We start from the raw sequence: 17,165 nt of genomic DNA on the forward strand, positions 1-17,165 counted from the left end.
TTTCTCTGTGAATGCTTCACCTAATACAATGCTGTTGGTAATCTTCGTAGATACGATATCATCATCAGACATATGTAACAAAGAGCATAATAAGCCCTTTAACACGTGTTCATTTTCCTGTAAGAGAGCTTTGAAAAGGTAGTCGTTCGTCATAGGAACAACCAATTCGCCCTCCTTTGGATAATTATACTTTCTATCCATAATAAATAGTTCATGGGGATGAATAATAAATGTTACAATTGAGACAAAAACGAAAAATCTAGAAAGGATAGTAACATAGCGTCTGCTTCAGGTCAAGTACAGTTTTGCCAGACTGTCTCACCGCAAAAAAGGTACAAAATAAAAAACAATACAAAAAGACATTCTTTTTTCACGTAAAAGTAGTACACTAGCCTTGTCGAGTCGCTGTTTCCAGTTTATAAATAATTAAATAGAAGCTTGTTCTTTGCAAGCAAGAAAAGCTTCTATTTAATTATTTATAACTGTGAAAAGCAACGAATTTAAAGAAAGAATGAGGAAATTAAAATGGCAGGATTTGGAGCATTAATTGATATCCTAAAAAAGGATCCTAAGAAAATCGTATTTACAGAAGGAACTGACCATCGTATTATTGAGGCTTCTAGCCGTCTACTTGGTTCTGATTTCCTTCAGCCAATTCTTATTGGAAAGGAGTCTGAGGTAAAGGCAGCAGCTGAGGAAGCTGGTTTCAATATTCGTGGTGCAGTTATCATTGACCCAGACAACTATGATAGATTTGATGAGATGTGTGAGCTTTTCTGCGAGCTTAGAAAGAGCAAGGGAGTTACAATGGAGCAGGCAGCTACCACATGTAAGCAGGCTAATTACTTCGGTACAATGCTTGTAAAGATGGGGGTTGCTGATGCACTTCTTGGTGGTGCCACATACTCTACAGCAGATACAGTTCGTCCAGCACTTCAGGTAATTAAGACAAAGCCAGGCAACAGCATCGTATCTTCTTGCTTCATCATGGTACGTAACTCAGCTACAGGTGATAGAGAAGTTCTTGCAATGGGTGACTGCGCTATCAACATTAAGCCAAACGCTGATGAGCTTGCTGAAATCGCAGGCGAGACAGCAGAGTGTGCTAAGATTTTTGGTATTGATCCTAAGATTGCTATGCTTTCTTACTCAACACTTGGTTCTGGTAAGGGCGAGGATGTTGATAAGATGCGTGAAGCTACAGCAAAGGCTAAGGAGAAGTATCCTACACTTGATATCGAAGGCGAGCTTCAGTTCGATGCAGCTGTTTCTCCACGTGTTGCAAAGACAAAGTGCCCAGATTCTACAGTAGCTGGACATGCTAACACATTTATCTTCCCAGATATCAATGCTGGTAACATTGGATATAAGATTGCACAGCGTCTTGGCGGTTTTGATGCTTACGGCCCAATCCTTCTTGGACTTAATGCACCAATCAACGACTTATCTCGTGGATGCAATGCACAGGAAGTATACTCAATGGCTATTATTACAGCCGCTTTGGCTTAGTCCTTAGTTGTTCTAAATGCTACGAGCGACCAACAAACACATATTATCTTATGACACGCTTGCGCTCATATCGCTCTTTTAATGTAAGCTTCGCTTACTAGACCGCAAAAGTTGATTGCAAATGCAATCATCCTTTTGGGTCATTTATTGCCCTACGTAAGAAGCCTCTTTCAGAGCCTTCTAAGTAGGGATGGAGCTCAAAGGTCATTAAGATAAAATGTGTATGTCGGCCGCTCTTTGTTTATGTTAGAATAGCTTAGAAATAATACGATTATTAATTTGGAGAATATGAATGAGTAAATGGATATTACAACGCAAAGCCGCAGATTACGCTACACTTAGCGCGAAGCTTAAGGTGGATCCGGTTATTGTGCGATTGATGGTGAATAGAGGGCTTAGTACATATGAGGAAATGGAAGAGTATCTTCATCCTACTCTAAATAATTTGCCTGACCCACATTTGTTTGCAGACATGGACGAAGCCTGCGAGCTTTTGATGGAAGCCATTGATGAGGGCATAAAGATAAGGGTAGTAGGGGATTATGATGTGGATGGAATTATGTCCACTTATATTCTTACCACAGCCATAAGGGAAGCCGGTGCAGATGTGGATTACGCAGTGCCACATAGAATGGTGGATGGCTACGGAATTAATCCAGAGATGGTTCAGACAGCTTTTGATGAGGGCATAAGATTTATCATTACCTGTGATAACGGTATTGCGGCAGCCCCTGCAATTGACCTTGCCAAGGAGCTTGGTATGACCTTTGTAGTAACTGACCATCATGAGGTCCCTTTTGAGCTGGCAGCAGATGGTGTTACTAAAATCCAGCAAATCCCTCACGCTGATGCAGTAGTTGACCCTAAGAGGGATGACTGTAATTATCCATTTAAAGGTATTTGTGGTGCCCAGGTGGCATGGAAGCTTGTAGATGTTTTGTATGAATTCCTAGGAATCGAAAAGGAAAAGGCAGATGCATTCTTACAATTTGCCAGCATTGCAACAGTGTGTGATGTTATGGAGCTTAAGGGCGAAAACAGATCCACAGTGTATCATGGCATCAAAGCTATTGAAAATACCGATAATATAGGACTTAATGCCCTGCTTGCAAGAAACGAGCTTAAGGGAAAGCCCCTTAGCTGTTATCACTTAGGATTTATTATTGGCCCATGTCTTAATGCCAGTGGAAGGCTTGATACAGCAGGCCGTGCCATTGAGCTTTTAATGGAGACGGATGAGGCAAAGGCTCTTGCCATGGCAAATGAGCTGGTAGAGCTTAACGGTCAGCGTAAAACAATGACTCAAACTGGTATCGACAGAGCCAAGGAGCAGATAGAATCAAGTGACCTGAAAAATGACAGAGTGCTGGTAATCTACATCCCAGAGCTTCACGAAAGCTTAGCTGGTATAGTGGCAGGCCGAATTAGAGAGACATACAATAAGCCAGTGCTTGTAATAACAGATGCAGAAGAAGGTGCTAAGGGAAGTGGACGTTCAATCCCTGCGTACAATATGTTTGAAGAGCTTACTGCAGTAAAGGATGTGTTTACTAAATTTGGCGGTCATCCTATGGCAGCAGGGGTTTCCCTTGAAAAGGGTAAGATAGATGAGCTTAGAAGAAGATTAAACGAAAACTGCACCCTTACAGAGGATGATATGCAAGAGATTATCAAGATTGATTGCGACATGCCTCTTTCATATATCACAGAAGGGCTAATAGATAGCATTGATTTGCTTGCTCCATTTGGAACAGGAAACAGCAAGCCGCTTTTTGCCCTTAAGAATATTCCAGTACAGAAAATGGCATATATGGGCAAAGAAGGCCAGTATCTGAGAATGTCAGTGGAGACTGAAAAGGGTGAGACCATGACAGCTCTTATGTTTAGAGGTGTTGAGGATTTTGAAAGGTCTGTTGAAGAAAAGTACGGTGAGGCATCGTGGCAAGGATTGTTCTCAGGAAATAGCAATGGAGTAACTATGGATATAGTTTACGAACCATCTATAAACGAGTTTAGAGGCAATCGTAGTGTGCAAATAATCATCGAAAATTTTAAGTAGTTAGACCTAAGGATTTATTGAATAAAGGCTATAAATCATATAAAATAAACTTAAATTTTCTGGATTAGAGAGGGAGTAGAATAATGGAAAATCAAGAGGTATACACATTTAATTCCTGTGATGGACATTCAGTTATTCATTGTAGAAAGTGGTTGCCTGAGGGGGCACCAGTTGCAGTAGTTCAGATTGTTCACGGGATGGTAGAATATATAGAAAGATATGACGAATTCGCTAGATTTCTTACATCTAAGGGATATGTGGTAGTAGGTCATGACCATATAGGTCACGGTCACTCTGTTTCCTCTAATGAGGAATTAGGTGTTATGACAGGCCAACATCCTTCAGATGATATGGTGGAGGATATTTATACACATTATGCTCTTACAAGGAAGGCTTATCCTGCACTTCCATATTTTATTTTAGGTCATTCAATGGGTTCTTATATGCTCAGAAAGTTTTTGGCAAATAAGACAGCCTACCTTGAGGATTTAACAGGTGCTGTAATAATGGGAACCGGTCAGGAGTCAGCATTAACATGTAATGCTGGTCTTGCTGTTATTGGCCTATTATCACTTATCAAAGGTAAGAACTATCGCAGTACCTTTGTAAGAGATATGACATACAGTGCACCTTATAAGAAATATGATTGCTATGGCAAGGACTATGGCAATTCATGGTTGTCTAAGAATACACGTAATGTGGAAAACTATTTTCATGACCCATATTGTACATTCTTATTTACATTGAATGCCTACAAGGGTCTTGTAGAAGCTACTAAATACGTTGGTACAAAAGCATGCGTCAACAAAATGAGAAAAGGATTACCTCTTTTTGTTGTTTCAGGTGATGCTGACCCAGTAGGAAATCTAGGCGTTGGTACAACAGCAGCCTATGAGGCATTTAAGGCAGCAGGTATAAAGGATGTTACTCTTAAGCTATATAAGGGTGACAGACATGAGATATTAAATGAGTTAGATAGAGATAAGGTATTTGAGGATATCTATCAGTGGTTTGAAGCACACAAGTAATGGAGTAATTATGGATTCATTGGAGCATTTAATCACAAGGTCAATAAAGACGTATTATAAAAGTAAGCTGTTTGCTCCTATTATCTTTCTAGTGTTTTTAGCTGTTATTGGTATTATATTTCCTGTAAGACATATGCTTTTTCCTACAATGTATGAAGAGGAGCAGATTAGCTTATACGAAATGTACAATTCTAAGGAAAACTACGCAAGGTTCAATCTAAACAATCTATACTTCACAGGATATACCAGCAAATGGCTTGATAGAACCAGGGGTTACTTTTATTACACTATGATTAATTCAGAATGTGTAGTTGTACTGCTTGATCCAGATACTTGTGAGCAGGGAGCCCCTACAATCGATTCTCTTTCCATTAAAGGAGAGATAGTTTACGATTCAGTTGCAACAAGAACTCTTCTTACAAACCTTGCAAGTGATTTGAATTGGAACGAAAATGGAATACTTTCAACAGTATCATCATATTCAATCTCTGAGCCAGATGCTACAGGTGCTGCCGCTAGGTTATTTGAGTTTTTATATGTTATTCTTGGGCTGTACAGTATTTTACAGATAATAGTATATTGCATATATATTGCATTTCCTGTAATATCATCACCGGTACAAAAGACTAGGGCTTATGGTAAGCCTTCTGAGATATTGGCAGAGGCAGAGGAAGAGCTGGCAACACTTCCACAGCTTGCTACAGAGGATATGTTCATTACAGAGCATTATTTTATCGAAACCAGTAGCTATGGTGTTGCTATTGTGCCAATTGATGCTATAATTTGGATTTACAAGTATTCCACCATGCACAAATTCCTATGGCATCATTTTTCAATTACATACACACTTTATATTACAGCAGGCAAGCGCCATTACATCAAATGCCCTAAGAATATAAAGAGTGATATTGATGGTATTATGGACTATTTGTCAGAGGCTAATCATGATATTTTGGTGGGCTTCTCTGAGGAGAATCGTCTTAAGGTGGAAGAGATTCAAAATGATTTTGAGATAGTTAGAAAGATAACAGGCTTTTTATCTAAGAGGGTATAAATGGAAGCTTACACAGGTTTTGCCCCGGTCTACGATATGTATATGGATAACATTCCATACGATGATTGGGCTAACAATATAAGTAGTATTTTTCAAAAATATAATATGCCAATGGAAATCGTTTGTGACTTAGGATGCGGCACAGGTCAGATGACCAGGCGCCTTAAGGCTAAGGGCTACGATATGATTGGCGTAGATATATCATACGACATGCTCATGGAAGCAATGGAGGCTGAGGATTCCGATGGAATCCTTTATCTATGTCAGGACATGAGAAATTTTGAGCTGTATGGAACTGTTGGGGCAGTGGTAAGTGTTTGCGATAGCATCAATTATCTTAAGGATACTGACGAGCTCCTTACGGTTTGCAAACTTGCCAACAATTATCTTGACCCCCAGGGATTGTTTGTGTTCGATATTAAGACAGAGCATTATTACAAGAAGCTTGGCAGCAGCACAATTGCTGAGAATCGAGAGGAAGGCAGCTTCATTTGGGAAAATGATTATGATGAAGAAACCAGGGATAATTTTTATTATCTTACCATCTACGAAGAAAATGATGAAGGAACCTTCGATAGATATGAAGAGGAGCATCTTCAACATGCATTTACAATGGATGAGGTAAAGGCGGCCATTAAAGAAAGTGGGTTACAGCTTCTAGAGGTGTTAGATGTGTCAACAATGAAGGCACCAACAGAGGATAGTGATAGATTGTATTTTATAGCAAGAGAGGTAACAAAGTAATGAGCGATTATATAGTTAGAGGAACAGCAGCAAATGACGCTATCAGAGCATTTGCCATAACAAGCCATGATATGGTAGAGGAGGCTAGAAGCCGCCATAACACATCTCCAATAGTAACAGCAGCCCTTGGTAGAATGCTTTCAGCAGGTTCCATGATGGGAGTTATGCTTAAGGGAGAGGATGATTTAGTTACACTTCAGATTCAGGGAAGTGGCCCTCTTAAGGGTGTTACAGTAACAGCAAACAGCAAGGGAGAGGTTAAGGGATTTCCTAATGTAGCTGTTGTTGATTTGCCACCTAAGAATGGAAAGCTTGATGTAGGTGGTGCTATAGACCTTGGTATTATGCGTGTAATTAAGGACATGGGATTAAAGGAGCCTTATGTTGGTACAGTCGAGCTTCAGACTGGTGAGATAGCAGAGGATTTAACATATTACTATGCAGTATCAGAGCAGATTCCATCTTCTGTAGGGCTTGGCGTACTTATGAATAAGGACAACACTGTTAACTGTGCAGGTGGATTCATCATTCAACTTATGCCATTTACACCAGAGGAGGTTATCGAAAAGATTGAGGAGAACCTTAAGACTCTTCCATCTGTTACAGATATGCTTTCTAGTGGAAAGACACCGGAGCAAATGCTTGAGACAGTTCTTGCAGGCCTTGACCTTCAGTTTATGGAGACATATCAGGTTGGATATAAGTGCGATTGCTCTAGAGAAAGAGTAATAAAGAGCCTTGCATCCCTTGGCAAGGAAGACATGGATGAAATTATAGCTGATGGTAAGCCTGTAGAGGTTAAGTGTCAGTTTTGTAACGAGGCTTATGAGTTTACAATTGACGAGCTTAAGAGTTTTAGGCGGAATTAGTCAAATAAAGTATATTAATAACGCAAAAGTTTAGTTGTTTTTATTTTTATATTTCTTGTAAACTAGGAAACGGAGTTATTGTATATACTATTACGCATAGAAGGTAAACTAATGAGTAAGCATAAGAAAAACAAGTTTAAATCAATCAGGTTTTATAGAGAAACAATATTACGTGGCGCAATTACTTGCGCCGCTGTTTTGGCTATATATCTTTTAGGAAGCTTATTTTTCAGTAATCATTTTTATATTAGAAGTAAGGTCAATGGAGTTGGCGCATCTTTTTTAGGTGCAGAAAAGACCTTTGAGAAGATTGTTAGTAATGCTGACAAGTACACTATATCCTTTAAGAATGCAGATGGGGATGTGGTAAATGAAGTCAGTGCCAGCGATTTAGGTGTTGATGTTAATTACGATGTTTCTCAGGTTCAGGACATCCTAGATAAGCAGACAGGATTTAACTGGATTGGTCGTCTTATTATTCCAGCAGAATACTACACAGCTACAGGTAATTCCTACGATGCTTCTAAGGTTAAGGCTATAGCTCAAAGCCTTGATTTCAGCAATCATAAATCTACCAAGGAATCTGAAGATGCTTACATAACATTTGATGGTGATAAATGGGTAATTGTCGACGAGGTTTATGGAGATAGAATAGACCAAGAGGGCGTTGAGGAAGCCATCATTTATGCTGTAGAAAATCTTGAAGAAGAGATTAACATTGCAGATGGTACATGCTACAACAAGCCTGATGTTAAGGCGGATGATGCTAACATAAAGGCTGCTGTTGATAAGCTTAATAAATATATGGATATTGATATTCATTACGACCTTGGGGAAGGTATCACTGAGGATATTCCTAAGGAGACCAAGGCTTCATTCTTTAATTGGGACGATAAGTTCAAGGTAGGTTTTGATAGAGATGCAATTGGTGAATATGTAAATGCCATGGGTGACAAATATAATACCTACGGCAAGAAAAAGGAATTCACCACAACAGATGGCGAGGAAATCACAGTACCTGCTGGCTCCTTCGGTTGGCGTATTGCCTACGAGGGTGAGATAGATGCCATCATTGCTGATTTCAAAGGTGGCAAAGACGTAACACGTGATTTTACATATCTATATTATGGAACCAGTCACGGTGAACACGATTATGGCAATTCCTATGTAGAGGTTAATCTTACAAAGCAGCGCGTATATGTTTACAAGGACGGTGAGATGGTCTTTGACACACCTTGTGTTTCTGGTAAGATTGCCGGTAACCATGGTACACACACTGGTGTTTATCCAATAGCCTACAAGCAGACAGAGGCAACACTTAAGGGTGATAATTACGAATCACATGTACATTTTTGGATGCCTTTCAATATGGGCGAAGGTTTACATGATGCCACCTGGCGTAACAAATTTGGCGGTGACATATATAAGAAGAGTGGTAGCCATGGATGTGTAAATTTACCATTGTCTGCTGCTGAAAAAATTTACGATATCGTTGAGGCTGGATGGCCAGTAATAGTATTTTATACTGGTGATACTGAAGAGCAGAACTACATACTTCAGAATCCACAGCTCAAGGTTATAGATCAAATTACACAGATAGGACCTGTTACTAGTTTAGAGCAGGAGCCAACTATTGCATCAGCAAGGGCTGCATACGAGGCACTTACTGAGGAGCAAAAGGCACTTGTTACAAACTATCAGGATCTTGTTAATGCAGAACTTACTCTTCAGGTACTTAAGGAACAGGCTGCGGCAGCTGCTGCGGCTGCAGAAGGTCAGGTACCTGTAGAAGGTACAGTAGTGACACCGTAAACATTCATTCAAGTGAGGCGATTATGACTAGTTGGAAAGAAAACGCGCGAGAAGTAGTACCTTATACACCAGGCGAGCAGCCTAAAACAAAAGTTATTAAGTTAAACACAAATGAGAATCCATACCCACCAAGTCCTTTGGTGGGTAAAGCTATTTCTAATATACAATTAGATAGCCTTAGAAAATATCCAGACCCTGGATGCAGCATTCTTATTTCAGCTTTAGCTAAATATCACGGTTTCAATGAAGAAAACGTTTTTGTGGGAGTGGGAAGTGATGATGTACTTGCAATGAGCTTCCTTACATTTTTCAATTCTAAGAAGCCTATATTTTTTCCAGATATTACATATTCATTTTATGATGTATGGGCAGATTTATTCAGGATTCCTTATGAAACCAAGGCGCTTGATAAGGATTTTAAGATTGTTGCCAGTGATTACTCGGGGGAGTGCGGTGGTATTGTAATACCTAACCCTAATGCTCCAACGGGTGTGGCAGAGCCTGTGGAATTCTTTGAAAATATTGTAGCTGCACATCCTGAATGTGTGGTGATTATTGATGAGGCTTATGTGGATTTTGGTTCTAAGTCATGTGTAGATTTGGTTCGTAAATACGATAATGTGTTGGTTGTTCGCACATTTTCTAAATCCCGTTCCATGGCAGGCAACCGCATAGGCTACGCTATTGGCTCTAAGGAGCTTATTAAATATCTATCTGATTGCAAGTTTTCGTTTAATTCATATACTATGGATACTATTACTCTTGCAGTTGGTGTGGCATCAATAGAAGATAATGCATATTTCAAAGAAAAGGTAGATGCAGTTATCAAAACAAGAGAGTGGACTAAGGGCGAGCTTACTAAGCTAGGGTTCACATTCCCTGATTCTATGAGCAATTTCATTTTTGCCAAGCACGAATCAGTCAAGGCTACTTATATATTTGAGGAGCTTAAAAAGAGAGGAATCTATGTGCGCTATTTTTCAAAGCCTGAGCGCATTTCAGATTATCTTCGCATTTCTATTGGAACAGATGATGAAATGCAGGAATTTATAAATGAATTAAGTAATATAATAAAAGGAGTTTAGTGTTAATGATTAATTATTTAATAGTTTTCTTGATTTCAATGGTACCTTTGATTGAGCTTAGAGGGGCAATTCCTTATGCAGTTGCAAATAACATGCCACTTCTTCAAAGCTATATCATTGCAATACTTGGTAATATGATTCCTATGCCAATTATTTTCTTCTTTGCAAGACGAGTACTTGAGTGGGGTAAGGATAAGCCGGTTATCGGAGGCTTCTTTACATTCTGTCTTGAAAAGGGCCACAAGGGTGGTGAGAAGCTTAAGGAAAAGGCAGGAAATGGTCTTTATGTAGCACTGTTTTTATTCGTAGGTATTCCTCTTCCAGGTACAGGTGCATGGACTGGAACACTTGCAGCATCAATCTTGGATATGGATTTTAAGAAGAGTGTTAAGGCTACAATGGCAGGCGTGGTTCTTGCTGGTGTTATCATGGGACTTGGTACAAAAATCATTATGATTATTGCAAGCTTATTCTAATATCTAAAGAGGGATAATAATGGATACAGTCAATATGATTATCAATGTAATTGCTATTCTTGTGGGTCTTGGTCTTTACATGGGAGTTATGAATTCCCAGTGGGGCAAGAAGCATCAGGAATACATGTATGCCATAATGCTTGGAACCATTCTCCTTGCAGTTTTGGTAGGAGGTTTTATTAGATGGCTAGTAGTTCTAAGGTAAAAAAATCCAGCAGTAATGCTTGCGAATACTGTAACAATCTGGTTTGGGATGAAGAGGATGAGCAGTATTACTGTGATATGGATATGGATGAGGATGATTACGTAAGGCTTGTTACAGGTCATTACAGTGAGTGTCCATATTTTGTTAACGGGGATGAATATAAGGTGGTTAGACATCAGATGTAATTTTTTCAAAAAATTCTTTAATTGAACAGATGTAAACCTTATAATGTAAGTAGTGAAAAATAGGAGGTTATGGTAGTGAAAATTTTTAAGACATCAAGGTTGTTAAAGTCTGTTGCAGCAATACTTTTAGCTGTTTCAATGACTTTATCGGTACCTGTTACAGCAAATGCTGCTGGAGCTCAAGGTATCGATGTTTCTAAGTATCAGGGGGCTATTAACTGGGGAGCGGTTGCTCAGTCAGGTGTATCATATGCCTTTATTAAGGTGGGAAGTACAAAAAGTGGTATAGATCCATATTTTGCAGCAAACGTGCAGGGCGCACAGGCTGCTGGTATTCGTACAGGTGTATATATTTATTCTTACGCAACTAGTGTTGAGGCAGCAATGCAGGAGGCTGCACTTGTTTTACAGTGGATTGAGCCATACAATATCAATTTCCCAGTAGCTTTTGATATAGAGGACAAGACACAAAAGGGATTGGATGCTAACACATGTACAGCTATGGCAAATGCATTTGCTGCTGTTATTTCACAGGCTGGTTACACACCAATTCTTTATACATATACTAACTTTTACAAATCTCATTTCACATCAGCACTTGCATGTGATAAATGGATTGCACAGTACTCTGACCACAACGATATTGCAGGCTGGACAATCTGGCAGTATTCTTCAGGAGGTGCTGTAGCAGGTATTAACGGAAGAGTAGATATGAATATTGCAGCTAAGGATTATGCAGCATTTATCCCACAGGTTGGTTTGCTTGACCTTGGTGCTGGCAATGTATTCTTCTTCAACAATTTCCGTAGACAGTTTGGTTGGATAGATATTGCAGGAACTAAGTATCATACAGACCCAGCTACAGGTATTGTTACATACGGTTGGTTTGCTGATCCAACTGGCACATATTACTTTGCTCCTAAGACAGCAAATGCTTTAGTTGGTCTTAACACTATCGACAAGGGTATTTACTATTTCAACGAGAATGGACAGATGCAGACAGGCTGGTTAGATTTAGGTGGAAACACATTCTTATTTAACCCAGCTGATAATGGTAAGCTTTTCACAGGCTGGTGGTCAGATCCAACTGGTACAAGATACTTAGATACAACAGATGGTCATATGGTAAAGGGGCTTGTTGTAATCGACAAGGATATGTACTTCTTTAATGAGCAGGGGATTTTGCAGACAGGTTGGGTTGATATTAACGGCGTAACATACTTATTCAATCCTACAGACAATGGTAAGATGTACAGAGGCTGGTGGACAGATGCTACAGGTACATATTACTTAGATGCTAAGGATGCTCACAGGACAACAGGTCTTGCAGCTATCGATGGTTCTGTATATTACTTCAACGAAGCTGGTCAGATGCAGGTTGGCGCTTATGTAGTAAACGGTAATACATATTACTTCGGACCAGATGGTAAGATGCAGACAGGCTTCCAGCAAGTTGGTAACAATACATTCTACTTTGCAGAAAACGGTGCTATGGTAAAGGGTGTATTTGCTGATGGAAATGGAATCTACTATGCTGATGATAAGACAGGAATCATTGTTAGAAATCAGGTAGTAAAGGTTGGTAATCAGCCATATCTATTTGGTGCAGATGGTAACGTAGTTAAGAATCAGCTAATCCAGATAGGAAATATGCTATATCAGACAAACGAAACAGGTGTTGTAACAGCACAGGCACCAGTTCAATAAAGAAAATCATGACCCTGGGTATGAAACCCAGGGTCATTTTTATTTGACTGTATTTAGTTTACTAAGAATGGGATGTAGAGCAGTTGCAATGGCAACTCCGAAGATTCCTTGGATAATGTTTGGAATGATGCCAGCTAATGCGGCAATAATACCAGCAGAAATAGTGGTTTTATTAACAACTGATAGCATAAATATTTCAAAAATAAAATACCCAAATACCATAACTGCCTCACCAGCTATGCCGCTAATAATTAAATGTGGTATAGCTGTTTTCGTATTTAATAGCTTTGTAAGTAGCTTGTAGGTGAAGTAGGCTACTAGTGCGGTAAGAGCCTTTATTACAAAGGTGGCTGGAACATATACGAAATATCCTCCAATCAAATCTGAAAGTGCCGAACCAAACCCAGCGGCCAAGGCTCCCCAGAAAGGCCCAAGTAAAAGACCTGATAATAATACGAATCCGTCACCAGGGTGTATATAACCAAGTGTAGGAGTGGGGATTTTTATAATCATTGTGCCAACGCAGGTAAGTGCTGCAAATAAGGCTGCGATGATAGTTTTCTTGGTAGTGTCTGTCTTTAAATTACTGGTATTTATTGTTGTATCACTCATAACAAAATCCTCCTAATATAATGTTGGTGTTGAAAAAAAGCTCTTTTCTTTTTTTTATGTTGGGGCTATAATATCACCAATCTGTGACTATAAAAATGCGCAAAAATAGAAAAATAAAAGGGGACAGATATGAAAGTATACGAGCAGGTCTATGAATTCTATGTTAAACAGATAGAGGATAAGGCACTTAAATCCGGTGATAAAATGCCTTCCATTAGAGAATCGGAAAGAACTCTTAATGTAAGTAGAACCTCTATAGAGACAGCATATCTGCAGCTTGCAGCTGATGGATATATATATTCGGTGGAAAAGGTAGGGTATTTTGTCTCTGACATGGTTGAAAGAGCCTTAGAAAAGGAAAAGATTGAGGTGGGGCTTAAAGAAAAATCTGATATTAAAGGTTATATCTACGATTTGGCAACAATTGGTGAGGATAAAGAGGTTTCCTGCCTGCAGCTGTGGAGGCGGTATATGAAATCTGCCTTAAGGCAGGAGGAGAGGCTTCTTAACTATCCTAATAATCAAGGAGAAGAGGATTTGCGAGAAGAAATAGCCAGCTATGTGAGAAAGAATAGAAATATCATTTGCAGTCCTGATGATATTGTAATTGGAGCAGGTTTTCAAAACCTACTATCCCTTCTTATTCCATTAATCCCTGGGGAGAAGACAATATCATTTCCTACAAAGAACTTTGCAGATGGTGCAACCATTTTTAAAAATGCAGGCTTTACTGTTAACTACAGAGATAAGGAAAGCCATGTAATCTATGTAACACCATCCTATATGACAAAGTGGGGAGAAGTCATGACTATGAAAAGACGTCATGAGCTCATAAATCACGCTAGAAAAAACGGTCATCTGATTATAGAGGACGATTACCAAAACGAATTCGTATTTTCCAATAAGGCTACACCTAGCTTGTATGCAATGACAGGTGGGGAGAATATAGCATTCCTAGGTTCCTTTTCAAGAGTGCTGCTACCTAGTGTAAGAATCAGCTATATAATTCTTCCAAAGGGCATTAGACAAGAGTATGAAAAAATAAAGCGTCTATATAACCAGACTGCATCCATGGCAGAGCAGATTGCCCTGGCTTCATTCCTGCGAGATGGACATCTAAACAGACACATCAAAAAAATGCGTAGGCTTTATGAGGATAAGCGAAAGCTTATGTATAAGAGCCTAAAACAAGTATTTGGTAATGACGGGGAAATAATGCTTGGGGAAAGCGGAATGGAGATGGGGGTTAAGCTATCTAGAAAAGGTATTAATACTAAGCTGGACAAATGTAATGTGAAAGTAAATGTTGTGGAGACCAGTGAAGGTACCGCAACTTTTCTGGTATCATGCAGCAAAATAGATATAGAAGAAATCGGTGAAGCAGTCCTAAAGTTAAATTATGGTTTACAATAATGCTTTAGTATGCTAAAGTATATACATAACAGTTTAGTACATTATCACACTAAAGCGTTTTTGGAAAGAATTTTGGCTTTAACAGTAAACTATATTACGGAGGACATTTAGTATGAAGAAGAGATTACTTTCAGGTATGCTGGCAGGACTTATGGCACTTTCAATGGTTGCTTGTGGCTCTTCAGCAGATACAGCAGCTTCAGATAGCGCAGCTGCTGACACTACAGATACTGCTACAGAAAGTGATGTAGATTACATCAAGAATAAGGGCACACTTATTGTTGGTATCACTGATTTTGCACCAATGGATTACAAGGATGATAATGGTGAATGGATTGGTTATGATGCTGATTTAGCTAAGGAAGTAGCAAAAAGCCTTGGGGTTGATGTAGAGTTTGTAGAGATTGATTGGGATAACAAAATCCTTGAGCTTCAGAACAAATCAATCGATGTGGTTTGGAATGGTATGACACTTACACCAGAGGTTACAAATGCAATGGAGTGTACAAAGCCATATCTTAACAACGCTCAGGTTGTAGTTGTAAGCAATGATAAGGCTGCTGAAATAACAAGTGTTGATGCAGCAGCTGATCTTAGCTTTGCAGTAGAATCTGGTTCTGCTGGTGAGGCAGCAGCTGAGGAAAACGGATTTAACTATGTAGCTGTTAAGACCCAGGCTGATGCTGTTATGGAGGTTTCAGCCGGCACATCAGATGCATGTATCATCGATCTTCTTATGGCAGGTGCTATGGTAGGTGAAGGTACAAGCTACGATAATCTTACACACACAGTTGAGCTTACCACAGAAGAATATGGTATCGGCTGCAGAAAGGATTCTGACCTGGCAGCATATATCAATGATGAGCTTAAGGCTTTGTATGACGATGGCACAATGGAAGAAATCGCAAATAAGTACGGCGTACAGGATGCAATCGTAACACTATAAAATAACAAAGGACACATTATGTTTGTAAACGTAACATTATCACTTTTAGAGGGTTTCTTAGGAACCCTCAAATTGTTTTTATTAACATTAGTATTTTCATTGCCACTGGGGCTTATTATAAGCTTTGGCTCAATGCACAAAAGAATGATAGTAAGGCTGCCAATCAGATTTATTATCTGGGTAGTAAGAGGAACACCTCTTATGTTGCAGCTACTCATAATATTCTACGGACCAGGAATATTCCTTGGAATGAATGTGTGGGGCTCAGGAGATGGAGGCAGATTCACAGCTGCACTGGTTGCATTTGTGATTAACTATGCCTGCTATTTCAGTGAGATATTCAGAGGTGGCATTCAGTCTATACCAAAGGGACAGTATGAGGCTGCGGCTGTACTAGGCCTTTCTAAGAGCCAGACCTTCTTTAAGATTGTGCTTTTACAGGTAGTAAAGAAAATCGTGCCACCTATTTCAAACGAAGTAATCACTCTTGTTAAAGATACATCACTTGCTAGAGTTATTGCCTTCTACGAAATCATTTGGGAAGGTGAGCGATTCATCAAGAGTGCTGGTATTATCTGGCCATTGTTTTACACAGGGGCATTCTACCTGGTATTTAGTGGATTGTTGACGTTGCTGTTTGGCTATATTGAAAAGAAGCTGGACTATTTTAAATAAGAGAACGATTGATAAGTGAGAATACTATGGCGATATTAGAAGTTAATGAGATAAGAAAAAAATTTGATAAAGAAGAGATTCTTAAGGGCATTTCCTTTTCCATGGAAATGGGGCAGACACTGTCAATAATTGGAAGCTCTGGTTCAGGTAAAACTACACTGCTTAGATGCCTTAACTTTTTAGAGCGACCAGATGAAGGTAGCATTACTGTAAATGGGGATGTACTTTTCTTTGCCAATTATTCTAAGCTTGATGACAAAGAGCTAAGACAGAAAAGACATCATTTTGGAATGGTGTTCCAGCAGTTTAATCTTTTTCCTCAGTATACAGCTTTGGAGAATGTCATCCTTGCACCAAAGCTTGCGGCTACTTCAAAGGAGGAAATAGAAGAAATTACCGAAAACGGTAAAGAGCTTCTTAGAAAAATGGGTCTAGAGGATAGAATGTCAAACTATCCACATCAGCTATCAGGAGGCCAGCAGCAGCGAGTAGCCATTGCAAGGGCACTGGCACTTAAGCCTGATATCCTGTGCTTTGATGAGCCTACATCGGCTCTTGACCCAGAGCTTACAGGTGAAGTTCTTAAGGTTATTAAGGAATTGGCAATGCAGAAAACTACCATGATTATCGTAACTCATGAGATAGGCTTTGCCAGGGATGTTTCTGATGAAATTATATTTATGGACGGGGGAGTGATTGCAGAGCAGGGTACACCTGAGCAGGTGATTGATAATCCTACTAATGAAAGGACTAAGCAGTTTCTTGCTAACTATCTAAAGTAGACAA

The 17,165-nt window shown here is 39.4% G+C and carries 18 protein-coding genes; 16 read left to right on the forward strand and 2 right to left on the reverse strand.

The annotated features are described in order from the left end of the window. Nucleotides 1–201 (reverse strand): hypothetical protein (locus IJ535_RS10305; protein ID WP_294302258.1); only part of this gene is annotated, 201 nt, incomplete at its 3' end. Between the two features lie 324 nt (nt 202–525). Here IJ535_RS10305 and pta point away from each other — a divergent pair. From pta to IJ535_RS10365, 12 genes are all read left to right on the forward strand, one after another. Beyond that, entirely contained in the window at nt 526–1,509 is a 984-nt protein-coding gene (pta, locus tag IJ535_RS10310; RefSeq protein WP_294302261.1) for a phosphate acetyltransferase, read from the forward strand. 292 nt (nt 1,510–1,801) lie between these two features. Then, the gene (gene recJ / locus IJ535_RS10315) at nt 1,802–3,568 is read left to right on the forward strand and encodes a single-stranded-DNA-specific exonuclease RecJ (RefSeq protein ID WP_294302264.1); all 1,767 of its coding nucleotides are present in this window, start codon (nt 1,802–1,804) and stop codon (nt 3,566–3,568) included. Nucleotides 3,569–3,651: 83 nt separating this feature from the next. After that, nucleotides 3,652–4,596 (forward strand): alpha/beta fold hydrolase, encoded by a 945-nt coding sequence (locus tag IJ535_RS10320; protein WP_294302267.1) that lies wholly within the window; start codon nt 3,652–3,654, stop codon nt 4,594–4,596. Nucleotides 4,597–4,606: 10 nt separating this feature from the next. Further along, the gene (locus IJ535_RS10325; protein WP_294302269.1) at nt 4,607–5,650 is read left to right on the forward strand and encodes a DUF6709 family protein; all 1,044 of its coding nucleotides are present in this window, start codon (nt 4,607–4,609) and stop codon (nt 5,648–5,650) included. Further along, a complete protein-coding gene (locus IJ535_RS10330) occupies nt 5,651–6,394 on the forward strand; it encodes a class I SAM-dependent DNA methyltransferase (RefSeq protein WP_294302271.1) in 744 nt (247 codons plus the stop codon). After that, complete coding sequence (gene hslO / locus IJ535_RS10335) at nt 6,394–7,263, forward strand: Hsp33 family molecular chaperone HslO (RefSeq protein ID WP_294302274.1); 870 nt, start codon at nt 6,394–6,396, stop codon at nt 7,261–7,263. Before IJ535_RS10330 ends, hslO begins: the two co-directional genes overlap by 1 nt. A gap of 111 nt (nt 7,264–7,374) precedes the next feature. Beyond that, the gene (locus IJ535_RS10340) at nt 7,375–9,075 is read left to right on the forward strand and encodes a L,D-transpeptidase family protein (protein WP_294302277.1); all 1,701 of its coding nucleotides are present in this window, start codon (nt 7,375–7,377) and stop codon (nt 9,073–9,075) included. Between the two features lie 23 nt (nt 9,076–9,098). Then, on the forward strand, nt 9,099–10,160 hold the full coding sequence (hisC, locus tag IJ535_RS10345) for a histidinol-phosphate transaminase (protein ID WP_294302280.1): 1,062 nt from the start codon (nt 9,099–9,101) through the stop codon (nt 10,158–10,160). 5 nt (nt 10,161–10,165) lie between these two features. Continuing rightward, the gene (locus tag IJ535_RS10350) at nt 10,166–10,636 is read left to right on the forward strand and encodes a COG2426 family protein (RefSeq protein WP_294302282.1); all 471 of its coding nucleotides are present in this window, start codon (nt 10,166–10,168) and stop codon (nt 10,634–10,636) included. Nucleotides 10,637–10,655: 19 nt separating this feature from the next. After that, the gene (locus tag IJ535_RS10355) at nt 10,656–10,841 is read left to right on the forward strand and encodes a hypothetical protein (protein ID WP_294293782.1); all 186 of its coding nucleotides are present in this window, start codon (nt 10,656–10,658) and stop codon (nt 10,839–10,841) included. After that, on the forward strand, nt 10,820–11,026 hold the full coding sequence (locus IJ535_RS10360; RefSeq protein WP_294302285.1) for a DUF6472 family protein: 207 nt from the start codon (nt 10,820–10,822) through the stop codon (nt 11,024–11,026). Before IJ535_RS10355 ends, IJ535_RS10360 begins: the two co-directional genes overlap by 22 nt. A gap of 75 nt (nt 11,027–11,101) precedes the next feature. Continuing rightward, complete coding sequence (locus tag IJ535_RS10365; protein WP_294302288.1) at nt 11,102–12,733, forward strand: GH25 family lysozyme; 1,632 nt, start codon at nt 11,102–11,104, stop codon at nt 12,731–12,733. A 39-nt stretch (nt 12,734–12,772) separates the two neighbouring features. Here IJ535_RS10365 and IJ535_RS10370 read toward each other — a convergent pair whose 3' ends face one another. Next, nucleotides 12,773–13,345, reverse strand: a complete 573-nt coding sequence (locus tag IJ535_RS10370) for an ECF transporter S component (protein WP_294302290.1) — start codon at nt 13,343–13,345, stop codon at nt 12,773–12,775. A 129-nt stretch (nt 13,346–13,474) separates the two neighbouring features. Between IJ535_RS10370 and pdxR the strand changes: the two genes are divergently transcribed. The 4 genes from pdxR to IJ535_RS10390 all read left to right on the forward strand — a co-directional run bounded on the left by pdxR (nt 13,475) and on the right by IJ535_RS10390 (nt 17,161). Further along, entirely contained in the window at nt 13,475–14,758 is a 1,284-nt protein-coding gene (gene pdxR, locus IJ535_RS10375) for a MocR-like pyridoxine biosynthesis transcription factor PdxR (RefSeq protein ID WP_294302293.1), read from the forward strand. Between the two features lie 112 nt (nt 14,759–14,870). After that, entirely contained in the window at nt 14,871–15,704 is an 834-nt protein-coding gene (locus tag IJ535_RS10380; protein WP_294302295.1) for a transporter substrate-binding domain-containing protein, read from the forward strand. Nucleotides 15,705–15,722: 18 nt separating this feature from the next. After that, nucleotides 15,723–16,379: an amino acid ABC transporter permease gene (locus tag IJ535_RS10385; protein ID WP_294293762.1), complete on the forward strand. Its 657-nt coding sequence runs from the start codon at nt 15,723–15,725 to the stop codon at nt 16,377–16,379. A gap of 26 nt (nt 16,380–16,405) precedes the next feature. Continuing rightward, the gene (locus tag IJ535_RS10390; protein ID WP_294302298.1) at nt 16,406–17,161 is read left to right on the forward strand and encodes an amino acid ABC transporter ATP-binding protein; all 756 of its coding nucleotides are present in this window, start codon (nt 16,406–16,408) and stop codon (nt 17,159–17,161) included. Nucleotides 17,162–17,165: the final 4 nt, after the last annotated feature.

It is taken from the genome of Pseudobutyrivibrio sp., assembly GCF_017471675.1.
Classification (GTDB): Bacteria; Bacillota; Clostridia; order Lachnospirales; family Lachnospiraceae; genus Pseudobutyrivibrio.

Excerpts from the sequence above, each read along its gene's own strand:
- pta (WP_294302261.1), top strand. The coding sequence starts at position 526 with ATGGCAGGATTTGGAGCATTAATTGATATCCTAAAAAAGGATCCTAAG.
- hisC (WP_294302280.1), top strand. The coding sequence starts at position 9,099 with ATGACTAGTTGGAAAGAAAACGCGCGAGAAGTAGTACCTTATACACCA.
- hslO (WP_294302274.1), top strand. The coding sequence starts at position 6,394 with ATGAGCGATTATATAGTTAGAGGAACAGCAGCAAATGACGCTATCAGA.
- IJ535_RS10350 (WP_294302282.1), top strand. The coding sequence starts at position 10,166 with ATGATTAATTATTTAATAGTTTTCTTGATTTCAATGGTACCTTTGATT.
- IJ535_RS10390 (WP_294302298.1), top strand. The coding sequence starts at position 16,406 with ATGGCGATATTAGAAGTTAATGAGATAAGAAAAAAATTTGATAAAGAA.
- IJ535_RS10320 (WP_294302267.1), top strand. The coding sequence starts at position 3,652 with ATGGAAAATCAAGAGGTATACACATTTAATTCCTGTGATGGACATTCA.
- IJ535_RS10360 (WP_294302285.1), top strand. The coding sequence starts at position 10,820 with ATGGCTAGTAGTTCTAAGGTAAAAAAATCCAGCAGTAATGCTTGCGAA.
- IJ535_RS10370 (WP_294302290.1), bottom strand. The coding sequence starts at position 13,345 with ATGAGTGATACAACAATAAATACCAGTAATTTAAAGACAGACACTACC.
- IJ535_RS10355 (WP_294293782.1), top strand. The coding sequence starts at position 10,656 with ATGGATACAGTCAATATGATTATCAATGTAATTGCTATTCTTGTGGGT.
- IJ535_RS10325 (WP_294302269.1), top strand. The coding sequence starts at position 4,607 with ATGGATTCATTGGAGCATTTAATCACAAGGTCAATAAAGACGTATTAT.
- IJ535_RS10380 (WP_294302295.1), top strand. The coding sequence starts at position 14,871 with ATGAAGAAGAGATTACTTTCAGGTATGCTGGCAGGACTTATGGCACTT.
- pdxR (WP_294302293.1), top strand. The coding sequence starts at position 13,475 with ATGAAAGTATACGAGCAGGTCTATGAATTCTATGTTAAACAGATAGAG.
- recJ (WP_294302264.1), top strand. The coding sequence starts at position 1,802 with ATGAGTAAATGGATATTACAACGCAAAGCCGCAGATTACGCTACACTT.
- IJ535_RS10340 (WP_294302277.1), top strand. The coding sequence starts at position 7,375 with ATGAGTAAGCATAAGAAAAACAAGTTTAAATCAATCAGGTTTTATAGA.
- IJ535_RS10330 (WP_294302271.1), top strand. The coding sequence starts at position 5,651 with ATGGAAGCTTACACAGGTTTTGCCCCGGTCTACGATATGTATATGGAT.
- IJ535_RS10385 (WP_294293762.1), top strand. The coding sequence starts at position 15,723 with ATGTTTGTAAACGTAACATTATCACTTTTAGAGGGTTTCTTAGGAACC.